At 70.8% G+C, this 18,672-nt stretch carries 20 protein-coding genes; 12 read left to right on the top strand and 8 right to left on the bottom strand.

Features of this window, described 5'->3' with window-relative positions; translation table 11 throughout:
* Nucleotides 1–6: 6 nt before the first annotated feature.
* Together paaI and H4Q84_RS11810 are read right to left on the bottom strand one after the other, a co-directional pair.
* Nucleotides 7–426, bottom strand: a complete 420-nt coding sequence (gene paaI, locus H4Q84_RS11815) for a hydroxyphenylacetyl-CoA thioesterase PaaI (RefSeq protein WP_248579294.1) — start codon at nt 424–426, stop codon at nt 7–9.
* Entirely contained in the window at nt 423–980 is a 558-nt protein-coding gene (locus H4Q84_RS11810) for an RNA polymerase sigma factor (RefSeq protein ID WP_248579293.1), read from the bottom strand. The genes paaI and H4Q84_RS11810 overlap by 4 nt, the downstream gene beginning before the upstream one ends.
* 41 nt (nt 981–1,021) lie before the next feature.
* On the opposite strand from H4Q84_RS11810, the gene H4Q84_RS11805 reads away from it, so the two are divergent.
* A complete protein-coding gene (locus H4Q84_RS11805) occupies nt 1,022–2,428 on the top strand; it encodes a serine/threonine-protein kinase (RefSeq protein ID WP_248579292.1) in 1,407 nt (468 codons plus the stop codon).
* Between the two features lie 9 nt (nt 2,429–2,437).
* Complete coding sequence (locus H4Q84_RS11800) at nt 2,438–3,292, top strand: hypothetical protein (protein WP_248583578.1); 855 nt, start codon at nt 2,438–2,440, stop codon at nt 3,290–3,292.
* On the opposite strand, the gene H4Q84_RS11795 is transcribed toward H4Q84_RS11800, so the two are convergent.
* Nucleotides 3,289–3,930: a hypothetical protein gene (locus H4Q84_RS11795; RefSeq protein ID WP_248583577.1), complete on the bottom strand. Its 642-nt coding sequence runs from the start codon at nt 3,928–3,930 to the stop codon at nt 3,289–3,291. The two genes, H4Q84_RS11800 and H4Q84_RS11795, sit on opposite strands and share 4 nt — an antisense overlap.
* Nucleotides 3,931–4,013: 83 nt before the next feature.
* Between H4Q84_RS11795 and paaN the strand changes: the two genes are divergently transcribed.
* From paaN to H4Q84_RS11780, 3 genes are all read left to right on the top strand, one after another.
* On the top strand, nt 4,014–5,684 hold the full coding sequence (gene paaN, locus H4Q84_RS11790) for a phenylacetic acid degradation protein PaaN (protein WP_248583576.1): 1,671 nt from the start codon (nt 4,014–4,016) through the stop codon (nt 5,682–5,684).
* Nucleotides 5,685–5,803: 119 nt separating this feature from the next.
* A complete protein-coding gene (locus tag H4Q84_RS11785; RefSeq protein WP_248583575.1) occupies nt 5,804–6,031 on the top strand; it encodes a hypothetical protein in 228 nt (75 codons plus the stop codon).
* Complete coding sequence (locus H4Q84_RS11780) at nt 6,028–6,420, top strand: type II toxin-antitoxin system VapC family toxin (protein WP_349238412.1); 393 nt, start codon at nt 6,028–6,030, stop codon at nt 6,418–6,420. Before H4Q84_RS11785 ends, H4Q84_RS11780 begins: the two co-directional genes overlap by 4 nt.
* 68 nt (nt 6,421–6,488) lie before the next feature.
* On the opposite strand, the gene H4Q84_RS11775 is transcribed toward H4Q84_RS11780, so the two are convergent.
* Entirely contained in the window at nt 6,489–6,893 is a 405-nt protein-coding gene (locus H4Q84_RS11775) for a hypothetical protein (protein ID WP_248583573.1), read from the bottom strand.
* Nucleotides 6,894–6,962: 69 nt separating this feature from the next.
* Here H4Q84_RS11775 and H4Q84_RS11770 point away from each other — a divergent pair, with 69 nt between their 5' ends.
* Nucleotides 6,963–7,571: a MerR family transcriptional regulator gene (locus H4Q84_RS11770; protein WP_248583572.1), complete on the top strand. Its 609-nt coding sequence runs from the start codon at nt 6,963–6,965 to the stop codon at nt 7,569–7,571.
* 39 nt (nt 7,572–7,610) lie between these two features.
* Here the strand turns inward: H4Q84_RS11770 and H4Q84_RS11765 are convergent, their stop codons facing one another.
* A complete protein-coding gene (locus tag H4Q84_RS11765) occupies nt 7,611–8,771 on the bottom strand; it encodes a PucR family transcriptional regulator (protein ID WP_248583571.1) in 1,161 nt (386 codons plus the stop codon).
* Nucleotides 8,772–8,857: 86 nt separating this feature from the next.
* On the opposite strand from H4Q84_RS11765, the gene H4Q84_RS11760 reads away from it, so the two are divergent.
* Both H4Q84_RS11760 and H4Q84_RS11755 read left to right on the top strand, forming a co-directional pair.
* Nucleotides 8,858–9,952, top strand: coding sequence for an FAD-binding oxidoreductase (locus H4Q84_RS11760; protein ID WP_248583570.1), 1,095 nt, complete (start codon nt 8,858–8,860; stop codon nt 9,950–9,952).
* Between the two features lie 61 nt (nt 9,953–10,013).
* Nucleotides 10,014–11,249, top strand: a complete 1,236-nt coding sequence (locus H4Q84_RS11755) for an acyl-CoA desaturase (protein ID WP_248583569.1) — start codon at nt 10,014–10,016, stop codon at nt 11,247–11,249.
* Between the two features lie 73 nt (nt 11,250–11,322).
* On the opposite strand, the gene H4Q84_RS11750 is transcribed toward H4Q84_RS11755, so the two are convergent.
* Nucleotides 11,323–11,808, bottom strand: coding sequence for a hypothetical protein (locus H4Q84_RS11750; RefSeq protein WP_248583568.1), 486 nt, complete (start codon nt 11,806–11,808; stop codon nt 11,323–11,325).
* A gap of 113 nt (nt 11,809–11,921) precedes the next feature.
* Here H4Q84_RS11750 and H4Q84_RS11745 point away from each other — a divergent pair, with 113 nt between their 5' ends.
* The 4 genes from H4Q84_RS11745 (at nt 11,922) to H4Q84_RS11730 (ending at nt 16,919) form a co-directional block, all read left to right on the top strand.
* Nucleotides 11,922–12,569, top strand: a complete 648-nt coding sequence (locus H4Q84_RS11745) for a GntR family transcriptional regulator (protein ID WP_248583567.1) — start codon at nt 11,922–11,924, stop codon at nt 12,567–12,569.
* 16 nt (nt 12,570–12,585) lie between these two features.
* Nucleotides 12,586–13,626, top strand: coding sequence for a 1-aminocyclopropane-1-carboxylate deaminase (locus tag H4Q84_RS11740; RefSeq protein ID WP_248583566.1), 1,041 nt, complete (start codon nt 12,586–12,588; stop codon nt 13,624–13,626).
* A 4-nt stretch (nt 13,627–13,630) separates the two neighbouring features.
* Nucleotides 13,631–15,988 (top strand): transketolase C-terminal domain-containing protein, encoded by a 2,358-nt coding sequence (locus tag H4Q84_RS11735; RefSeq protein WP_248583565.1) that lies wholly within the window; start codon nt 13,631–13,633, stop codon nt 15,986–15,988.
* A 136-nt stretch (nt 15,989–16,124) separates the two neighbouring features.
* On the top strand, nt 16,125–16,919 hold the full coding sequence (locus tag H4Q84_RS11730) for a crotonase/enoyl-CoA hydratase family protein (RefSeq protein ID WP_248583564.1): 795 nt from the start codon (nt 16,125–16,127) through the stop codon (nt 16,917–16,919).
* Nucleotides 16,920–16,921: 2 nt separating this feature from the next.
* Here H4Q84_RS11730 and H4Q84_RS11725 read toward each other — a convergent pair whose 3' ends face one another.
* Nucleotides 16,922–17,851 (bottom strand): oxidoreductase, encoded by a 930-nt coding sequence (locus H4Q84_RS11725; protein WP_248583563.1) that lies wholly within the window; start codon nt 17,849–17,851, stop codon nt 16,922–16,924.
* Nucleotides 17,848–18,663 carry a maleylpyruvate isomerase family mycothiol-dependent enzyme gene (locus H4Q84_RS11720; RefSeq protein WP_248583562.1) on the bottom strand — a complete coding sequence of 272 codons (816 nt, stop codon included), beginning with the start codon at nt 18,661–18,663 and terminating at the stop codon, nt 17,848–17,850. Before H4Q84_RS11720 ends, H4Q84_RS11725 begins: the two co-directional genes overlap by 4 nt.
* Between the last annotated feature and the right edge of the window lie 9 nt (nt 18,664–18,672).

The following is an 18,672-nucleotide window of genomic DNA, read 5'->3' as shown; positions in this document are numbered from 1 at the left end:
CGGCCTTCATGTCGGCTCCCCCGCCAGCTGCGTTGCATGCCCCTCGAACGTAGCCACCAGCCGGTCACCGGCGCGCACCTCGACGTCGTACACGCCGCGGCGGCCCTCGCGCGACCGCTCGACCGCCACCGAGGTCAGCACGTCGCCGAGCCGCACCGGCGCATGGAAGCGGACCGACGCGCTGTGCGCCACCGTGGCCGGGCCGTGGGAGTTGCAGGCGAAGGCGAACGTCGAGTCGGCCAGGGTGAAGGTGAGCCCGCCGTGGCCGATGCCGTGGCCGTTGACCATGTCGTCGCGCACCGGCATCGACATCTCGGCGCGACCGGGGGAGACCGACGTGAGCTTCATGCCGAGAGCCTGGGAGGCGCGGTCCTCGTCCCACATCCGGCGGATGTGGTCAGGTAACGCTCGGTCGTTCAAAGTCATGCGTCGCCCCGCAGCAGCGCCCGCGCGAGCTTGCGGCCGGTGTGGATCTGCGCCTTGACGGTGCCCAGCGGCAGGTCGAGCAACGTCGCGATCTCGTCGTACGCGAGTCCGTAGACGTCGCGCAGCAGCAGCGGCTCGACCAGCTGGGGGCTGGTCCCCTCGATGGTCTCCATCGCGTCGAGCAGGTCGAGGCGGGTGCCGGCGATGACGCTGGTGGTGCGCGGGTCGGGACGCTCGAGCGGCAGCACGTCGGACGGTGTGGCCTGGTTCTTGAGCTTGCGGTACGTCGTCCGGGCGCTGTTGACCGCCACGACGTGCAGCCACGTGGTGAACCGGCCGCGCCGGTGCCACGAGCCGATCTTCGTCGCGACGCTCAGCAGCGCCTCCTGGCAGGCGTCCTCGGCGTCGGAGGAGTAGGGCAGAACACCCCGACAGACGTTGAGCGTGCGGGGCCGGATCGCGCCCAGCAGGGCGTCGAGCGCGTCGCGGTCACCGCCCTGCGCCCGGTGCGCGAGGTCGTCGATCTCGTCAGGCGTTGCCGCCGTTGCCTGCATGCCGCACCACATCCCGTCGTCCCGTGCAAGATAATGCAGAGGTGTCCACTCCCTCGCGTCTCGGTCGCTACCCGGTGCGTCGCCGCATCGGCGCCGGCGGTTTCGCCACGGTGTGGCTCGCCCACGACGAGCAGCTCGACAGCGACGTCGCGATCAAGGTGCTGGCCGACAACTGGGCCGCCGACCACCACGTGCGGCAGCGGTTCATCGACGAGGGGCGCTTCCTGCGCAAGGTCGAGTCGCCGCACGTCGTGTCGGTCTACGACGCCGGCGAGCTCGACGACGGCCGGCCCTACCTGGTGATGACCTACGCCGACCAGGGCACGCTCGCCGACCGGCTCGAGATCGCCCCCCAGAGTCCGGTCGCCGCGCTGGGCGTGGTCCGCCAGGTGGGCGACGGGCTGCACGCGCTGCACGTGCGCGGCATCCTCCACCGCGACGTGAAGCCGGCCAACGTGCTCTTCCGAACCGGCTCCGACGGCGAGGTGCGGGCGATGGTGGCCGACCTGGGCCTCGGCAAGACCCTCGACATGTCGTCGCGACTGACGATGATCGCCGGCACCCCGTCGTACGTCGCGCCCGAACAGGCCCGCGGCGAGGGACTCGATGCCCGCGCCGACCTCTACTCCCTGGCCTCCCTGACCTACCTCCTGCTCACCGGCCGGGCGCCGTACTCCCACGCGACGATCGCCGCCGCCGCCGAGCCCGGGCCGCCGGCGCCGATGGGCGAGGTCGTACCGGCCGACGTCGATGCCGTCGTGCGACGCGCCTTGGCGCCGCAGCGGGACGACCGCTACCCCGACGTGCCGTCGTACACGCGGGCGCTGCGGGAGGCCTACGGCGACGAGCTGTCGACGACGCCGCCCGTCTGGCTGGCCAGCGACCGCGAGCGGACCCAGGTGGTGCCCGTCTCGCTCGAACCCGACTCGCCTCGCCGTCGCCGGGTGCCGGCGTGGGCGGTGGGCGTGCTGGCCGTGGTCATCGGCCTGGGTGGTGGCTACGTGGTGCACCGCGCTGTGAACCGGACCGTGGAGATCACCGACGACGAGGGCACGTTGTCGGTGAGCGTGCCGGGGTCGTGGACCACCGTCGAGGCACGCGACGGCTGGATCCCGCCAGGCACGACGGACGACCAGCCGGCGGTGGCGGCCGGCAGCCGCTCGGCCTGGCGCAGCTCGGGGGAAGGTGTGTTCGTTGGCCTGCTCGAGGGACGCGCCCTGCCCACGACAATGCCTCAGCACCCCGAGTGCGACAAGGCGGGGCAGCCGTACAACGACAGGCAGGGCGGCGACGATCTGCGCACCGTGGTCTACACCGACTGCCCGGGCGTCATCGTCGAACGCGTGGTGCAGGTGAACACCGACCGGCTGCTGTGGGTGCAGGTGCGCAGCGACGACCGGGCCACGGCCAACCGGGTGCTCGACTCGGTCAGCACCAGCGGCCTGTAGACAGGTCCCATGGACCCACGTGTCGCCGGCCGCACCGCGCGCCTGCTCGAGCCCCTCCACTCCCTCGGCTACTTCGCCGACGAGGTCGCATCGGAGCTGACGGCCGTCGGGCTGCGGCCGGGCCGGATGACGTACTTCGCCTCCCGGTCGGCGCCGATGGGCCGGGTCGGGGCGGGCCCGGTCGCGGCGACGTTCTACGTGTTCAACCCCAGCCTGGTCGCCCACTTCGTCCCTGCCTGCTGGGCGGCGGCCAGCCCGGAGCAGGTCACCGAGGCGAGGTACCGGGGCATCAGCGCCGTCTACGAGCGACTCCTCGGCGCCGACACGCTCGGCTCTGCCGAGTTGGCGGAGGCCGCCGACCTGGCGCGTACGGCGGCGGAGGGCTGCACGGTGCCGGGGCGAACGTTGTACGCCGCTCATGCCGACCTTGAGTGGCCCACGGAGCCGCACCTGGTGCTCTTCCACGCCCTCACGCTGTTGCGCGAGCACCGGGGCGACGGGCACGTGGCCACCCTGCTGTCGGAAGGGTTGAGCGGTCTCGAGGCTCAGATCACCCACTGCGCTACGGGTCACGGCTTCACCGTGCCCTCCGCCCAGGCCACCCGCGGCTGGTCACCCGAGCAGTGGGACGACGGCGTGCGCGGCCTCGCGGCCCGAGGGCTGATGACCGAGGGCGGCGAGCTCAGCGACGAGGGTCGTGCGCTGCGTTCGTCGGTGGAACGGGCCACCGAGGCGCTCGCCGTCGGGCCGTGGGACGTGCTGGGCGAGAGCGGCACCGAACGGCTCCGCGAGCTGTGCCAGCCGCTGGTCGAGCGCGCGCTGGCCGCCGGCGCCTTTCCGGCAGGCGTCTTCGCCGACCGTTAGAGCCGGGCCTCGACGCTGTTGCCGACCCGGGTGATCAGGTCGAGGAGACCGGGCTGGTCGCGTTCGCGGCCGTTGGCAGCGATCTCGACGACGGCCTGGTCTGAGTCGGGATCGGGGTCGTCGATCCAGCGCACGTTGCCGTATTTGGTCAGTCCGTTGTCGTCGACGTAGATGATCTGGATGCTCGTTTCGGTCTCCTGCACCAACCGGAAGTTTTTGGTGAGTCGACGCAGGTCTTCGATGCGCTCGGACTTGATGCGCTCGACCGACTGGCGCTGGCTCTCCACCGACTCGACTCGCAGCAAGAAGGTGTTGAGGCGGTTGCCCTGCACCACCCACTTGGCCTCCGCGGCCCCGATGATGACCTTGGTCCAGCCCTCCGGCGAGCGGAGCTTCACCTCGAACCCGTTGGCGCCGATCATGTCGTCGACGTAGGTGAGGCCGGGCTGGAGGGCGGGCGTGTCGGCGTCGGGCCTTGCCAGCGGCGCTGGATCGACCGGCAACGACGGCGACATCGCCGGCACCGGCGCGGCCACGTCGTCCGCGGGCTCGGCCTGCGCCATCGAGAGGAGTACGCCGGCCACTGCCCCGCATGCGAGCGCGGCAACGCTCACGACCCCGACAACCGCACCCCGCATGCGCACACCCTAATTGGCCGCTCGATCTGTGACGGAGTTCAGCCCGTGTTGCGCGCCGCTGTCACACGCGGGAGGCTGGGGGCATGACGTCTGCTGCCGACCTGTTCGCCACCCACCGCCCCCGCCTCGACGAGGCGGTCGAGGCTTGCGCCACGCGGGGCTACTACTCCGCGTTCGACGAGTCCCCGTCACCCCGCGTCTACGGCGACGACGCGGCGGCGCAGGGCAAGGCGGCGTACGACGCGTTGCTCGGCAGCGACTTCCCGATCGAGACGCCGGGCAGTGCTGGCACCGTGGCGACCGAGCGGTCGCCGTACGGCATCGATCTCGACGTGCGCTACCCGCACGCCGCCGACCTCGACGCGCTGATGGCTGCGGCGCAGTCCGGCATGAGGGACTGGCGCGACGCCGGCCCCGACGGCCGCACCGGCGTCTGCCTCGAGATCCTGCATCGGCTGCACGGACGCATCTTCGAACTCGCCAACGCGGTGCAGCACACCAGCGGCCAGGCGTTCGTGATGGCGTTCCAGGCCGGTGGCGCGCACGCGCTCGACCGCGCCCTCGAGGCGGTCGCCTACGCGTGGACCGAGATGACCCGGACCCCCGCCACCGCGCGCTGGGAGAAGCCGGGCAAGCACCCCATCACCATGGAGAAGACGTTCACCGTGGTGCCCCGCGGAGTTGCGCTGGTCATCGGCTGCAACACCTTCCCGACGTGGAACTCCTGGCCCGGCCTCTTCGCCAGCCTGGTCACCGGCAACCCGGTCGTCATCAAGCCGCACCCGGGCGCCGTGCTGCCGCTCGCGATCACCGCACAGGTGTGCCGCGAGGTGCTGGCCGAGGCCGGCTTCGACGCCGACCTCGTCACGCTCGCCGTCGAGGACCCTGCCGACAAGCTGGCCGCCGCGCTCGCCACCCGGCCCGAGGTGCGCCTGGTCGACTTCACCGGTGGCAACACCTTCGGTGACTGGCTCGAGGCCAACGCCCGCCAGGCCGTCGTCTTCGCCGAGAAGGCGGGTGTCAACACCGTCGTCGTCGACTCCACCGACAGCTTCAAGGCGATGTGCCAGAACCTCGCGTTCTCGTTCGCCCTCTACTCCGGTCAGATGTGCACCGCGCCGCAGAACGTCTACCTGCCGGCTGACGGCATCGAGACCGACGAGGGCCGCAAGACGGTCGCCGAGGTCGGCGCCGGGATCGACGCGGCGTTCGGCAAGCTGCTTGGCGACGACGCCCGCGCCGTCGAGCTGCTCGGTGGCATCGTCAACACCGGCGTCCTCGACCGCCTCGCCGACGCGCCCAGCAAGGGCGAGGTGCTGGTGGCGTCCCGCGAGGTCACCCACCCGGCGTACGCCGACGCGACGGTGCGCACGCCCACCTTGATCGCCCTCGACGCGACCAAGGACAGCGACGTCTACGAGGCTGAGTGCTTCGGACCGGTCGCCTACCTCATCGGCACCGACGGCACCGACGCGTCGATCGCGCTCTTCCGCGACACCGTGCAGCGGCACGGCGCGATGACGTCGGCCGTCTACTCCACCGATGCGGGTGTCATCGACCAGATGCGTGAGGCCGCGCTCGACGCCGGCGTGGCGCTGAGCGAGAACCTGCTCGGTGCGGTGTTCGTCAACCAGTCCGCGGCCTTCTCCGACTTCCACGGCACCGGCGCCAACCCGGCCGCCAACGCGTCGTACACGGATGGCGCCTACGTCGCCTCGCGCTTCCGCATCATCCAGTCGCGCCGCCACGTCTGAGCTGACCCTCGGGTCGCGTGCTGCGGTCGACGTACGGCGCGCGGAGGTGCGCACGCGACTGGACAGCAGACGTCCCCGTAACGGTTGATTGTGCATTGGGTGTCATGCATTATGAATGCATGGGTGTCCTGGTGCAGATCCGTGACGTGGACGAGGCCGTGCGCGACGAGCTGAAAGCACGGGCGGCGACCCAGGGACAGTCCCTCAACGCCTACTTGCGTTCGTTGCTCACCGAGTCGGTGCGACGACCTTCTCGTGGCCAGGTGCTTTCGCGCATCGACCGTCGGCTGGAGACCTCCGAGGTCTCCTCGGTCGAGGCGATCAGGGCAGTCCGAGAGTCTCGATGAGGGACGTCGTCCTGGATGCATCAGTGGTCACGGACATGCTGGTCGCGGCCGACGGCGCTCGGCTCCGCTCGACCCTGGCCCAAGACGCCTGGCATGCTCCCGCCCACCTTGAGATCGAAGTCGTCTCGGCCCTGCGGGGTCTGGTGCTGGGCGGTCATCTCGGCCGCACCCGCGCCCAGGAGGCGCTGCTCGACCTGTGCGACCTCGACGTGTCCGTGACGTTTCCGCACGACGACGCGCTTCTCCAGGCGTTCGAGCTGATGGACCGGATGACTGCGTACGACGCGGCCTACGTCGTCCTCGCCGTGGAACTCTCTGCAGTGCTCGTCACCAGGGACGCACGTCTTGCCCGGGCGTGCCTGGGAGTGGTTGACGTCGAGGAGCTGTGAGGTATCGCCCCGCGACTCATGCCGCTGGCCGTGGCGCGTTACATGCTCGGTGCTGGAAGGCGGCGCGGTCAGGCAGTCAGCAGGCCGATCCCAAGGCTCGACAGGCCGACGGCCAGCAGGGCGGCGCCCGCGAACACCATCACGATCAGCCGGTTCGGCGACGTGCGCCCAGCGCCCATGGATGCGAAGAAGAACCCGGCGGGCATGAGCAGCGCGGCGACCGCGACGGCGCTGCGCGAGAGCCAGTCGACGACACCGGTCTGCGTGGTCGCGTCGGCGAACAGCTGGCAGATCAGCGCGAGGAGGAGGAGAACGCCTGCGTGGGCGTGGCCGGCACGGGCGAACTTCTCCTGGAACGGTGTGACCTCGGCCCTGCCGCGCACGATCTTCAGTAGGTAGAGGCCGCCGGTCTCGACGGTCACCAGCGCCAGCATCAAGATGCCGGCCAGGATCCGGCTCTCGTCGGACAACATGTGAACTCCTTTGGATAGTGGGCTTTCCAATATTGGATAGTGAACTGTCCAATATGTCAAGATGGCTCCATGTGGATGTCGGAGCTGTCGCGGCGCAGCGGCGTACCCGTCGCGACAGTCAAGTTCTACCTGCGCGAGGGACTGCTGGCCCCCGGGGAGGCGGCCGGCGCGACCCGGGCGCACTACAACGTCGGGCACGTCGATCGGCTGCGGCTCGTCCGCGCGCTGGTCGAGGTGGCCGGCATGTCGCTCGAGCGGGTCCGGGCCGTCCTCGTGGCGGTCGACGACGACCGGCTGCCCCTAGGTGAGGCGGTCGGAGGGGCACATGTGGCGTTGTCCCCCGAGCCCGCCAATGCGCCCAGTGAGCACTCGACCCGGCGCGTCGCCGATCTCGCGGAGCGCGTCGGCTGGTCGGCAGAAGCACGCCACGCCACTGCGCTCGCGGCGGCACTCGACGCCATGGATGCCGCTGGGCAGCCACTCTCCGACGACCGGCTCGACACCTACGCCCGCGCCGCCGCCACGGTGGCTGGGGCGGACCTCGAGGGCATGGACGTCATGGGCCGCGACAACGCGACGACGTACGCCGTGCTGGGCACGCTGCTGTCCGAGCCGGTGCTGGTCTACCTGCGCCGGATGGCGCAGGCCGACCTGGCGCAGCGGCGCCTCGGTGGATGACCGCTCTCACCAGGGCGGCCGGCGGAGCCCGCGCCGGAGTCAGACGGCCAGCGCGACCGTCAGCGCGAGCACGGTGTCGGGATCGTCGAGCGCGTCGCCGTACGCCTCGCGCAGCTGACCCATGCGATAGCGCACGGTCTGCGGGTGCACGAACAGCACGGCCGCGATCTCCTCGCGCCGACCGTGGTGGAGCAGCCAGGCGCGCAAGGTCTCGGTCAGCTTCTCCCGGGTCGACGGGCGTAGGTCGTCGAGCGGCGCGAGCGCCCGGCGACGCAGGTCGGCCAGCGCGTCGGCGTCGGCGCTGACGACCAGGTCGACCAGCCTGGCCTCGGTGTCGATGGCCTCCAGGCCGGTCGAGCTCAGCTCGAGTGCCCGGACCGCCCGGAGGTACGACGTACGCACGTCCTGCCACGGCCGCTCCGGCCCGGCGACGGCGTGCCGGCCGTTGAGGATCTCGAGCAACCGGGTGCGCGAGGGGCCGCCCAGCTCGGCCACCAGTAGCGCGGCCAGGCCGTCGGGCAGGCCCGGGGCCTCGGAGGGATGCAGGGTGCGGCTGTCGACCAGACCGAGCACCTGGCGCACCTGGGCCTGCGGCAGGAGTACGGCGGTCAGCGTGCGCGGCGGCTTCCAGTCGGCGCGGTCGGCGGACTGGTCGAGGGCTTCGGGCTTGTCGCCGCGCAGCAGCGCCTGGCCGAGCTGGTCGAGCCGCTGGTGCAGCACCCGGCCGGTGGTCTCGAGCTCGTCGGCGTGGCCCGCGACGCTGGCCGCCGAGAGCTCGTCGATGTAGGCGAAGACGAGCTCGGCGAACGACGCCACCACATCGGCCTCGACACCCGACTCCACCGCGATCGCCGACAGCTCGCGCCACGCGACCCGGGCGCCGACCCGATAGGCGGCGAGCAACGCGTCGGCCGAGCGGCCGCTGCGGGCCTCGCCGCGGCCGAGTGCGTAGGCGCCGTCGAGTGCGGGGGTGAGCGGGGTGCCGGGATCGCTGGTCGCGCCCCGGCCGGCCAGCCGGAGGAAGCCGGCCAGCGCCATCTGCACGGCGTTCTCGATGTTGGCGGCGAGCGGGCCGCCGAAGTCGCGCGTGTAGGCCGGCACCTCGTCGCGTACGGCGTCGATGGTGTGAGTGGCCACCTCGGGCAGCTGGGTGCGCAAAACCTCGATCAGGCGGACGTCGAGGCGAGGGGCAGCGTCCATTCTTTGTCCTTTGCGAACAATAATCGGCGACAGGTTCACGCCGGGAGGTCAGGGATTCATCTTAGGAGTCAGACACGATGGATGTCATGAGTCCGAAGCTGCGCGATCGCGTGACCCGCGTCGTCGAGGCTGCCACCACCCCGCTGGTGCCGGCCGACTTCCTCGACCTCTTCGCCCCCCTCCGAGCCGGTGCCGACCTGCGCGGACGCATCGTCTCCGTCGAGCCCGAGACCCCCGATGCGGCCACCATCGTCATCCGTCCGGGTGCCGACTGGGCCGGTCACCTGCCCGGTCAGTACGTCCGGATCGGCATCGACGTCGACGGCGTGCGCCTCTGGCGCGCCTACTCCCTGACCCACGGCCCCCGCGCCGACGGCCTGATCTCGATCACGGTCAAGGCCGTGCCCGACGGCCTGGTCAGCAACCACCTCGTGCACCGCTCCGAGAAGGGCACCCTGGTGCACCTCGAGCAGGCGGCCGGTGAGTTCGTGCTCCCGACCGACGGCGGCAAGCTGCTCTTCGTTACCGCCGGGTCCGGCATCACGCCGGTCATCGGCATGCTGCGCAACCTGTTCCCGTCCACCGACGACGGCGTGCTGCGCCTCCCGCGCAGCGCCGACTACGACATCGTCGTGGTGCACGTAGCGCCGAGCCGCCCCGACTCGATCTTCATCCGCGACCTCGAGGCCCTCGACGCGGCCGGGGCGATCTCGCTCGTCGCGCGCTACGACGACGTGCACGGTGTGCTCGACGTCGAGCGGCTGACCGACCTGTTCCCCGACCTCGGCGCCCGTACGACGTTCGCGTGCGGACCCGGCGGCCTGCTCGACGCACTCGCCGAGCACCACGACCGGGCCGGCCTGGCGCTCTTCACCGAGCAGTTCCGCACGGCCCGCGTCGCCGCCGGCCAGGGCGGCACCGTCTCGTTCCTGCGCGGCGAACAGCAGGTCGAGGCCGACGGCGCGACCCCGATACTCGACGCGGCCGAGGCCGCCGGCGTACTCATGCCGAGCGGTTGCCGGATGGGCATCTGCTTCGGCTGCGTGTTGCCGCTGCGCGAGGGCAGCGTGCGCGATCTGCGCAACGGCGAGATCACCACCGCTGTCCCGGGCGAGAGCAACGACATCAAGATCCAGCCCTGCATCAGCGCCGCCGCCGGCGCCTGCCACATCGACCACTGACCGGTATGGATACACGGCCTCGTTCCTCGGCCGCACTCGACCAACGATCAAGGAGACGCACATGACTGTCATCCAGAAGAAGGCCGACAACCCCATCGCGCACCTGACGCGTGCCGACATCGAGCAGATCGGCGTCGAGCTCGACGCCATCCGCCAGGACGTCATCGACTCGCGCGGCGCTGGCGACGCGGCGTACATCCGCCGGATGATCACGACCCAGCGCTCGCTCGAGCTCGGCTCGCGCGCGGTCCTGCTCTTCAGCATCTTCCCGCCCGCGTGGGTCGTGGGCACCGCCGGCCTCAGTGCGGCCAAGATCCTCGACAACATGGAGATCGGCCACAACATCCTCCACGGCCAGTGGGACTGGATGCGCGACCCGAAGATCCACTCGACCACCTGGGAGTGGGACTCCGCGACCCCGGCCGCGCAGTGGAAGCACAGCCACAACGAGATCCACCACACCTACACGAACGTCGTCGGCAAGGACAACGACCTCGGCTACGGCATCATGCGCGTCGACGAGGACCAGCCGTGGGTGCCGTTCCACCTGGCGCAGCCGCTGTGGAACTTCATCAACGCCATGTTCTTCGAGTACGGCATCGCGGCCTACGACCTCGAGCTCGGCGCGGCCACCAAGAAGGGCACGACCAAGACCCCCGAGTTCAAGAAGAACCTCAAGGGTGTGCTCGCCAAGATCCGCCGCCAGGTCACCAAGGACTACGTCGTCCACCCGGCCCTGTCGGTGGCGACCGGCTCGTTCCTCTCGACGATCGCGGCAAACTTCACGGCCAACACGATCCGCAACCTGTGGAGCCACTCCATCATCATGTGCGGCCACTTCCCCGAGGGTGTCGAGACGTTCGAGCGCCGCTCGATCGAAGGCGAGACCAAGGGTGACTGGTACGTCCGCCAGATGCTCGGCTCGGCCAACATCTCCGGCTCGAAGTTCATGCACATCATGTCGGGCAACCTCTCGCACCAGATCGAGCACCACCTGTTCCCGGACCTGCCGTCCAACCGGTACGGCGAGATCGCGCCCAGGGTGCAGGCGCTCTTCGAGAAGTACGGCCTCAACTACTGCTCGCGCCCGCTGGTGCCGCAGGTCTACTCCGCGTGGCACAAGGTCGTGCGCCTCTCGCTGCCCAACGGCTGGCTGGCCACCACGAAGGTGTCGAACGCCCCGGAGCAGCTGACCAAGCTATACAAGATGTCGACCGGCACCCCGAAGGTACGTCGCGCCATCCAGGCCCGGCTCACCCAGGAGGCCCGCCGCGCCCAGGAATCTGCCGCTGCCTGAGCCCCGTCCGTACCACCCGAGACGCCGCCCCTTCGCTCGAAGGGGCGGCGTTCTCGCGTTCCGCGCGGCGGACTCATGACGTTGTGGGACCGCGCTGCTCGTGCTGCTGGCGCCGACGCCTGATCTCGGGCCGGGCCACCGCGTAGGCCACGATCACCGGGACGACGTACTTCGCGTGGTCGAGCACCCATCGCACCCACCCGGGCAGCTGCCAGCCGGGCAGGTCGACGTCGGGCCAGAGGATCGACGGTAGGTCGAGCCGGGGGATCAGGCCGAGCAGCGGGATCAGGATGGCTGCCCCGACCAGGGGTAACGACGACCACCGCCACACCGCCCAGCGTGGCGAGCAGCGTGTGCCGTCGAGGGTGGTCGTCGTACAGGCTGGCGCGGCGCGGTGACCCCAGCCCCGAGTGGCGGACGGTGACCAGTCCTCCATGGACTTCTTCTCGACGGCCAGGTCGTCGTCGACGTACCAGCGCAGCGTGCGGCCGACGTCACTCGTCACCTCGACGCGGTGGTGCACTCCCGCGTCGGTGAGCTCCCAGATCTGCCGCTTCATGGCCCGACCGTAGGTCGCGCGGCGCGCGGCGCATCGAGCAAAGGTCGACGCCGGTGCGACTTTGGTAGGGCCGCGGGCTTGACCTACTCGCCTCACGCTGCGCAATATATTGCATGCCCATTCCGCAGGACGCTCCCTCTATCAGCCGTTCGCTGCTGCGCGATGACGTCCACCGCCGCCTTCAGGACGCCATCGTCGAGGGCACGCTCGCGCCCGGTGAGCAGCTGCGCGACCTCGAGCTCGCCGACTGGCTCGGTGTCAGCCGGACCCCGGTGCGCGAGGCGCTCCAGCGTCTCGGCGAGGCCGGGCTCGTCGTCGCAAGCCCCGGCCGGTCGACCGTCGTGACCACCCTCGACGTGCGCGCCGTGCGCGAGGCCCGCGACGTCGTGGCCGCCATGCACGAGGTGGCGGTGCGCGAGTCCGTCGCCGCCCTGACCGCGAAGGACATCAAGGCGATGCGTGCCGCCAATCGCAGGTTCCGCGCTGCCCTGCGCAGTGGCGACATCGCCGCGGCGCTGGAGGCCGACGACGAGCTCCACGGTGTGCCGGTCGGGGTGGCCGACAACCGCGCCATCGTCGCCGTACTCGCGCAGTTCACTCCCGTCGTACGACGCGCGGAGCTGCTGCGCTTCGCGGGCCTGACCGGCCGCGACTCGGTCGCGCTGCATGAGCAGCTCATCTCCCACTGCGAGGCCGGCGACGCCGAGGCAGCCGCACGGGTCGCCTTCGACACCTGGCACTCCCTCGAGACCGAAGACTGACGAAAGAAGGCACGACATGTCCATCCACGACTTCCCCCGCCAGCCGCTGACCTTCGGGCCGAGTCCGGTGCACCGGCTCGAACGGCTGACCGCGCACCTCGGCGGCCCGCAGGTCTGGGCCAAGCGCGAGGACTGCAATTCCGGTCTCGCGTACGGCGGCAACAAGACGCGCAAACTGGAGTACCTCGTGCCCGACGCGATCGCGCAGGGCGCCGACACGCTGGTGAGCATCGGCGGCTACCAGTCCAACCACACGCGGCAGGTGGCCGCGGTCGCTGCCAGGACCGGCATGAAGGCCGTGCTGGTGCAGGAGAACTGGGTCGACTGGCCCGACTGCGTCAACGACCGCGTCGGCAACATCATGCTGAGCCGGATCATGGGCGCGGAGGTGCGCCTTGACCCAGCCGGCTTCGGCATCGGCTTCAAGGACTCGTGGAGCCAGGCGATCGAGGACGTCCAGCGCCGCGGCGGGACGCCGTACGCGATCCCGGCCGGCGCGTCCGACCACCGGCTCGGCGGGCTCGGCTTCGTCAACTGGGCCTACGAGGTCGAGGAGCAGGAGCGGGAGCTGGGCGTCTTCTTCGACACCATCGTGGTCTGCTCGGTCACCGGCTCGACGCATGCCGGGATGATCGCCGGGTTCGCTGCGCTCGAGGAGGCCGGCGGCCGGCCGCGCCGCGTCATCGGCATCGACGCCAGCGCCAAGCTGAGGGAGACCCATGACCAGGTCGAGCGGATCGCCCGCAACACGGCCGAGCTGATCGGGCTCGGCCGCGACCTGCGTGACGACGAGATCACCGTGCTGGGCGGCTGGGCAGGCGACCTGTACGGCATCCCCGTGCAGTCGACCCTCGATGCGATCCGGCTGACCGGCCAGCTCGAGGGCATGATCATCGACCCGGTTTACGAGGGGAAGTCGATGGCCGGCCTGATCGACCTCGTCGGCCGCGGCGACATCGACCAGGACTCGCACGTCCTCTACGCGCACCTCGGCGGCCAGCCGGCGCTCAACGCCTACAGCGGGCTGTTCACCCACACCCAGGCTCTGGAAGTCTGACCCCATGCCTCACGCACCCGATCACGCCCTTCTCGACGAGATCGCCCAGCGGGTGCTGTGGCTGTCGACCCGCATCGTCGACGCCGCCAACCGCGAACGCGACACCGGCGACGGCGTGAAGGTCGGCGGACACCAGGCATCCAGCGCCTCGCTGGTGACCACGATGACGGCGCTCTACTTCGCCCACCTCGAGGCGCCGGACCGGGTCAGCGTGAAGCCGCACGCGAGCCCGGTCTTCCATGCGATCCAGTACCTGCTGGGCAACCTCGACCGGTCCTACCTCACGCGCCTGCGCGAGTACGGCGGCCTGCAGTCGTACCCCAGCCGCACCAAGGACCCCGACCCCGTGGACTTCTCCACCGGCTCGGTGGGTCTCGGGCCGGCCGCGCCGCTGTTCGCCGCCGCCGCCCGCCGCTACGTCGACGCGCACTTCGGACCGCGTCCGGCCAGCCGTTTCGTCGCGATGCTCGGCGACGCCGAGCTCGACGAGGGCAACATCTGGGAGGCGCTCGCCGACGACGCCACCACCGGCCTCGGCAACGTGATGTGGATCGTGGACTTCAACCGTCAGTCGCTCGACCGCGTGATCCCGGGCATCCGCATCGAGCAGTGGCGCTCCCAGTTCCAGGCAGCCGGCTGGCACGTCGTCGAGGTGAAGTACGGCCCGCGCCTCCAGAAGGCGTACGTCGCGTGCCCGGAGCTCGAGACCTGGATCGACGTGATGCCCAACGAGCGCTACCAGGCGCTCTTCGGCCTCCCGCCCGCCGAGATCCGCACCCGTTTCGTCAACGGTGCGCCCGCGGCCGTGGCCGACTTCCTCGCCGACGTGCCCGACGACGAGCTCGCCCTGCTGGTCACCGACCTCGGCGGCCACGACATGGGCGCGATGCTCGAGGCGTTCGCCCAGTGCGACGCCGAGACCTCCCGGCCGAGCGTCGTCTTCGCCTACACGGTGAAGGGCTGGGGCCTTCCGATCGCGGGCAACCCGCGCAACCACAGCGCCCTGCTCTCCGGCGACCAGATCGACGCGCTGCGCGCCGAGACCGGGCTCACCACGCCTGACGAGTGGGACCGGCTCGACCCGACCACACCCGCGGGTCAGTGGGCCGGGGTGCGTGCCGAGGCCCTGCAGAAGCCGGTGCGCACGTCGCGCCCGGCGGTCGTCGTACCGTCCTCGACGGACTTCCGCTCCGGAAAGCCGATCTCGACGCAGGAGGCGTTCGGCCGGATCTTGGTCGGGCTCTCGCGCGACGAGTCGGTCGGCAAGCACCTAGTGACGACCGCGCCCGACGTCGCGACGAGCACCAACCTGGCGGGATTCATCAACCGTGCCGGGGTGTTCGCGCCGACCGACCGGCCGCGCTGGTCCGAGGATCCGATGGTCAAGTGGCACGAAGGCCCCACCGGGCAGCACATCGAGCTCGGCATCTCAGAGATGAACCTGTTCCTCCTGCTCGGCCAGCTCGGCCTCACGTGGGACCTCTCCGACCAGGTGCTGCTGCCGGTCGGCACGCTCTACGACCCGTTCGTGCTCCGCGGGCTCGATGCGTTCATCTACTCGGTCTACTCCGGCGCGCGGTTCGTCGTCGCCGGCACGCCGAGCGGCGTCACGCTCGCGCCCGAGGGTGGCGCGCACCAGTCGACGATCACCGCCAGCGTCGGCATGGAGCTGCCCAACGTCACCCTGCTCGAGCCGGCGTACGGCGTCGCGCTCGACTGGCTGCTCTGCGCGGCCCTCGGCGACATTGCCGCCGCCGCGGCGCCGGGTGGCGCGAAGGCCGACGCGGTCGGCAAGGTCGAGGACGGCTCCTACTACTTCCGGCTGACCACGCGCCCGCTCGACCAGGCGCCGTTCGAGGCGGCCCGGTCGCGGATCGGCGACGCGACCCTGCGCCGTCAGGTGCTGTCGGGCGCCTACCGCCTCGTCGAGTCCCCGCGCGGCGACAGCGACGGGCCCGTCGTACAGATTGCTGCTTGCGGCGCGACCGTGCCCGAAGCCCTGCTCGCCGCCGCCGAGCTCGAAAGTGAAGGCGTGCGTGCCCACGTCGTCGACGTCACCTCCGTCGACCGCCTGTACGCCGCGTGGCAGCGCACCCTGCGACAGGGCATCCGCACCGCCACCACGCCCTCGATTGCGGGCGCCGTGCGGCAGGCGTTCGACATGAACGCACCCGTGGTGACCGTGCACGACGCCTCGTCCCACACCATGTCGTGGCTCGGCAGTGCGCTTGCTGCCCCGTGCGTCTCGCTGGGTGTCGACAGCTTCGGGCAGTCGGGCACGGTGGCTGATCTGTATCGCGCCCACGACCTGGACTCTGGGTCGGTCGTCAACGCCGCGCTGGCGGCGCTGGCGCTGCGCTGATGTGTGAAGGAATCCCCGGTCGACCGGGTATTCCTGAACTTGGCGGGGTTTGCACGGCCTGACAAGTTCAGCTGTCCCCGGTCGACCGGGGATCCCGAACGCGACAAGTTACCGACGAGTCACATACGATGAGCCAATGTCTTCCGTGACCTGCACCATCAACGACGGCGTCGCCGATGTGCTGCTCGACCGTCCCGACAAGCTCAACGCGCTGACCCTCCAGACCCTGCGCGACCTGGTCTCGACGGCGCACATGCTGCGCCGCGACAAGCACCTGCGTGCGGTGGTGATCTCCGGCGCGGGCGACTCGTTCTGCACCGGGCTCGATTTCGGCACAGTCATGAAGGACCCGAAGGGCATCGCGGCGGCGTTCGTGCCGCGGCCGTGGCGGGGCACCAACACCTTCCAGGAGGCCTGCTGGGCGTGGCGCCGGTTGCCGGTGCCGGTGATCGCTGCGGTGCACGGGCACTGCCTCGGCGGCGGTCTGCAGATCGCGCTCGCGGCCGACTTCCGCTTCGCCACCCCCGACTCGACGTGGTCGGTGCTCGAGGGCAAGTGGGGGATCATCCCCGACATGTCGGGCGTTCGGAGCCTCGGCGAGCTCGTCGGCATCGACACCGCCAAGCGGCTCACCATGACCGCCGAGACGATCGACGGCGCCGAGGCGTTCGAGCTCGGCCTGGTCACCGGCGTCTCCGACGATCCGTACGCCGCGGCGTACGACCTCGTCACACGACTGCGCACCCGGTCACCCGACCAGCTGTCCGCCACCAAGCGGCTCTTCGAGGACACCTGGCACAGCAGCAAGCGCCACACCTTCAGCCGCGAGCGGATCGAGCAGCTGCGTCTATTGGCCGCGCGCAACACGAAGATCGCCCGCGAGGCGGCGTACAAGAAGGTCGTCCCGCAGTTCGGTCCCCGACAGAAGTAGGTTCAGGGCCAGCGCAGCCCGACCGCTTCCTCGCTGATCTCCCACAGCCGCCGCTGCTGCTCGACGTCGCGCGCCAGCGAGCTGCAGCCGACCAGCTGCGGCCGGCCGCGGGTCTCGCGGATGCCACCGGGACCGCAGTACGTCGAGCCGGGAAGGTCCGCGGTCGCCGCCATCAGCGACGGCCACGCTCCGGCGGCCGCCGACTGCGAGACGGCCTTCACGCCGGCGTCGAGGATCGTCGCGACGCCGCCACGCGACCGGCCGAACTGGCCGTTGGCCGCGAGGTGCGTGCCCGCCAGGCCGGGGTGCGCCGCCAACGCCTTGACCGGGAGCCCAGCCGCGGCCAGCCGCCGGTCTGCCTCGAACGTGAAGAGCAGGTTGGCCAGCTTCGTCTGGCCGTACGCCGGCCAGCGCCGGTAGCGACCCTGCGAGCTGCGCGGGTCCTCGACCGGCGCCGTCCGCGCCATCCGGTGCGCCATCGACGACACCGTCACGATCCGGGCGTCGCCGGAGTCGACGAGCTGCGGCAGCAGCAGCCCGGTGAAGAGGAACGGCCCGAAGTGGTTGGTCGCCATCTGCGACTCGAAGCCGTCGAGAGTGCGGTGATAGGGCGGCGCCATCACGCCGACGTTGTTGACGAGTACGTCGATCGCACCGATCGCCGAGGCGCGACCCGCCGCCGAACGGACCGAGTCGAGGCTGGACAGGTCGACGACGAGCTGCTCGAGCTGCGCGTCGGGTACCTCCTCGCGGATGGTCGCCACGGTCTCGTCGAGCTTCCCCTGGCCGCGCCCGGCAAGCACGACGCGAGCGCCACGCCGGGCGAGCTCGAGGGCCGTGTGGTGGCCGAGCCCGCCGCGCGTCGTACCGGTCACGAGCACCGTGCGCCCATCCTGGTCAGGGATCTGCGCCGGCGACCACGAGCCACTCACGGCGTCACCGCCATCATGTCGAGCACGCGCCGGCCGAGGTCGGCGTCGCCGGTGACAGTGACCCGCCCCGCCTCAGGTGTACGACGACCGCCTGCGAGCACGATGAACGACTCGCGGTCGGTGCTGATCGACACGGTCGGGTCGCTGGGCGCCTCGGCGAGCTGCTCCCCACGGCCCGCGTCGTTGACCGTCACCGCCGTCGTCGGTTGGCCCGTGACGTCGAGGACGACCGTGGTGCCCGGCTCGGCGCCGACCCGCTTGGCGACGACGATGCCGAGGCTCTCGGCCAGGTAGACGGCGGTGTGCTCAGCCGGCCTGGAGTCGAGGTTGCCGGGCTGGCCGACGGCGCGACGGATGTCCTGCTCGTGCATCCAGATATCGAGCGGGCGGTTGCGGAGCAGGGTCGCCCAGCTCCAGCCCAGCGCGCCGAAGACGTTGTCGGGCTTGCCGGTGCCGTCGCTCGGCGGGCTCTCGAGCAGGGCAGTGTGCCGTTTGGTGGCCGACTCGCGGATCTCGTTGATGAGGTCGTCGGGCGCCGCGTCGGCCCGGGCCACCACGCCCTGCTCGGTGTAGGCGCCGATGAGGCCATTGACGTGGTCGCGCTCGCCGACGTCGACGGTCTCGTCGGGAGCGCCGGCCAGGATCGCCTCGAGGTGCGCCGTGTGGGCGGCGATGGCCCGCACATCCCAACCGGGCAGGTCGGTCTCGCGATCCCAGTCGTCGGGCGCGAGTCCTTCGAGCAGGTGGGTGAAGTCGTCGACGGCCTGCCACCACACGTCGACGTAGCCACGCAGAGTGTCCTCATCGGTCATGGGGCGAAG

This window comes from Nocardioides sp. InS609-2 (assembly GCF_023208195.1).
In the GTDB taxonomy this organism is placed as follows: Bacteria; Actinomycetota; Actinomycetes; order Propionibacteriales; family Nocardioidaceae; genus Nocardioides.
This window is presented reverse-complemented; position numbering and strand designations above follow the sequence as displayed.

Bases quoted from the DNA above. Each gene is read 5' to 3' on its own strand.
- paaI (WP_248579294.1), bottom strand. From the start codon at position 426: ATGACTTTGAACGACCGAGCGTTACCTGACCACATCCGCCGGATGTGG.
- H4Q84_RS11810 (WP_248579293.1), bottom strand. From the start codon at position 980: ATGCAGGCAACGGCGGCAACGCCTGACGAGATCGACGACCTCGCGCAC.
- H4Q84_RS11800 (WP_248583578.1), top strand. From the start codon at position 2,438: ATGGACCCACGTGTCGCCGGCCGCACCGCGCGCCTGCTCGAGCCCCTC.
- H4Q84_RS11795 (WP_248583577.1), bottom strand. From the start codon at position 3,930: ATGCGGGGTGCGGTTGTCGGGGTCGTGAGCGTTGCCGCGCTCGCATGC.
- paaN (WP_248583576.1), top strand. From the start codon at position 4,014: ATGACGTCTGCTGCCGACCTGTTCGCCACCCACCGCCCCCGCCTCGAC.
- H4Q84_RS11785 (WP_248583575.1), top strand. From the start codon at position 5,804: ATGGGTGTCCTGGTGCAGATCCGTGACGTGGACGAGGCCGTGCGCGAC.
- H4Q84_RS11780 (WP_349238412.1), top strand. From the start codon at position 6,028: ATGAGGGACGTCGTCCTGGATGCATCAGTGGTCACGGACATGCTGGTC.
- H4Q84_RS11775 (WP_248583573.1), bottom strand. From the start codon at position 6,893: ATGTTGTCCGACGAGAGCCGGATCCTGGCCGGCATCTTGATGCTGGCG.
- H4Q84_RS11770 (WP_248583572.1), top strand. From the start codon at position 6,963: ATGTGGATGTCGGAGCTGTCGCGGCGCAGCGGCGTACCCGTCGCGACA.
- H4Q84_RS11765 (WP_248583571.1), bottom strand. From the start codon at position 8,771: ATGGACGCTGCCCCTCGCCTCGACGTCCGCCTGATCGAGGTTTTGCGC.
- H4Q84_RS11760 (WP_248583570.1), top strand. From the start codon at position 8,858: ATGAGTCCGAAGCTGCGCGATCGCGTGACCCGCGTCGTCGAGGCTGCC.
- H4Q84_RS11755 (WP_248583569.1), top strand. From the start codon at position 10,014: ATGACTGTCATCCAGAAGAAGGCCGACAACCCCATCGCGCACCTGACG.
- H4Q84_RS11750 (WP_248583568.1), bottom strand. From the start codon at position 11,808: ATGAAGCGGCAGATCTGGGAGCTCACCGACGCGGGAGTGCACCACCGC.
- H4Q84_RS11745 (WP_248583567.1), top strand. From the start codon at position 11,922: ATGCCCATTCCGCAGGACGCTCCCTCTATCAGCCGTTCGCTGCTGCGC.
- H4Q84_RS11740 (WP_248583566.1), top strand. From the start codon at position 12,586: ATGTCCATCCACGACTTCCCCCGCCAGCCGCTGACCTTCGGGCCGAGT.
- H4Q84_RS11735 (WP_248583565.1), top strand. From the start codon at position 13,631: ATGCCTCACGCACCCGATCACGCCCTTCTCGACGAGATCGCCCAGCGG.
- H4Q84_RS11730 (WP_248583564.1), top strand. From the start codon at position 16,125: ATGTCTTCCGTGACCTGCACCATCAACGACGGCGTCGCCGATGTGCTG.
- H4Q84_RS11720 (WP_248583562.1), bottom strand. From the start codon at position 18,663: ATGACCGATGAGGACACTCTGCGTGGCTACGTCGACGTGTGGTGGCAG.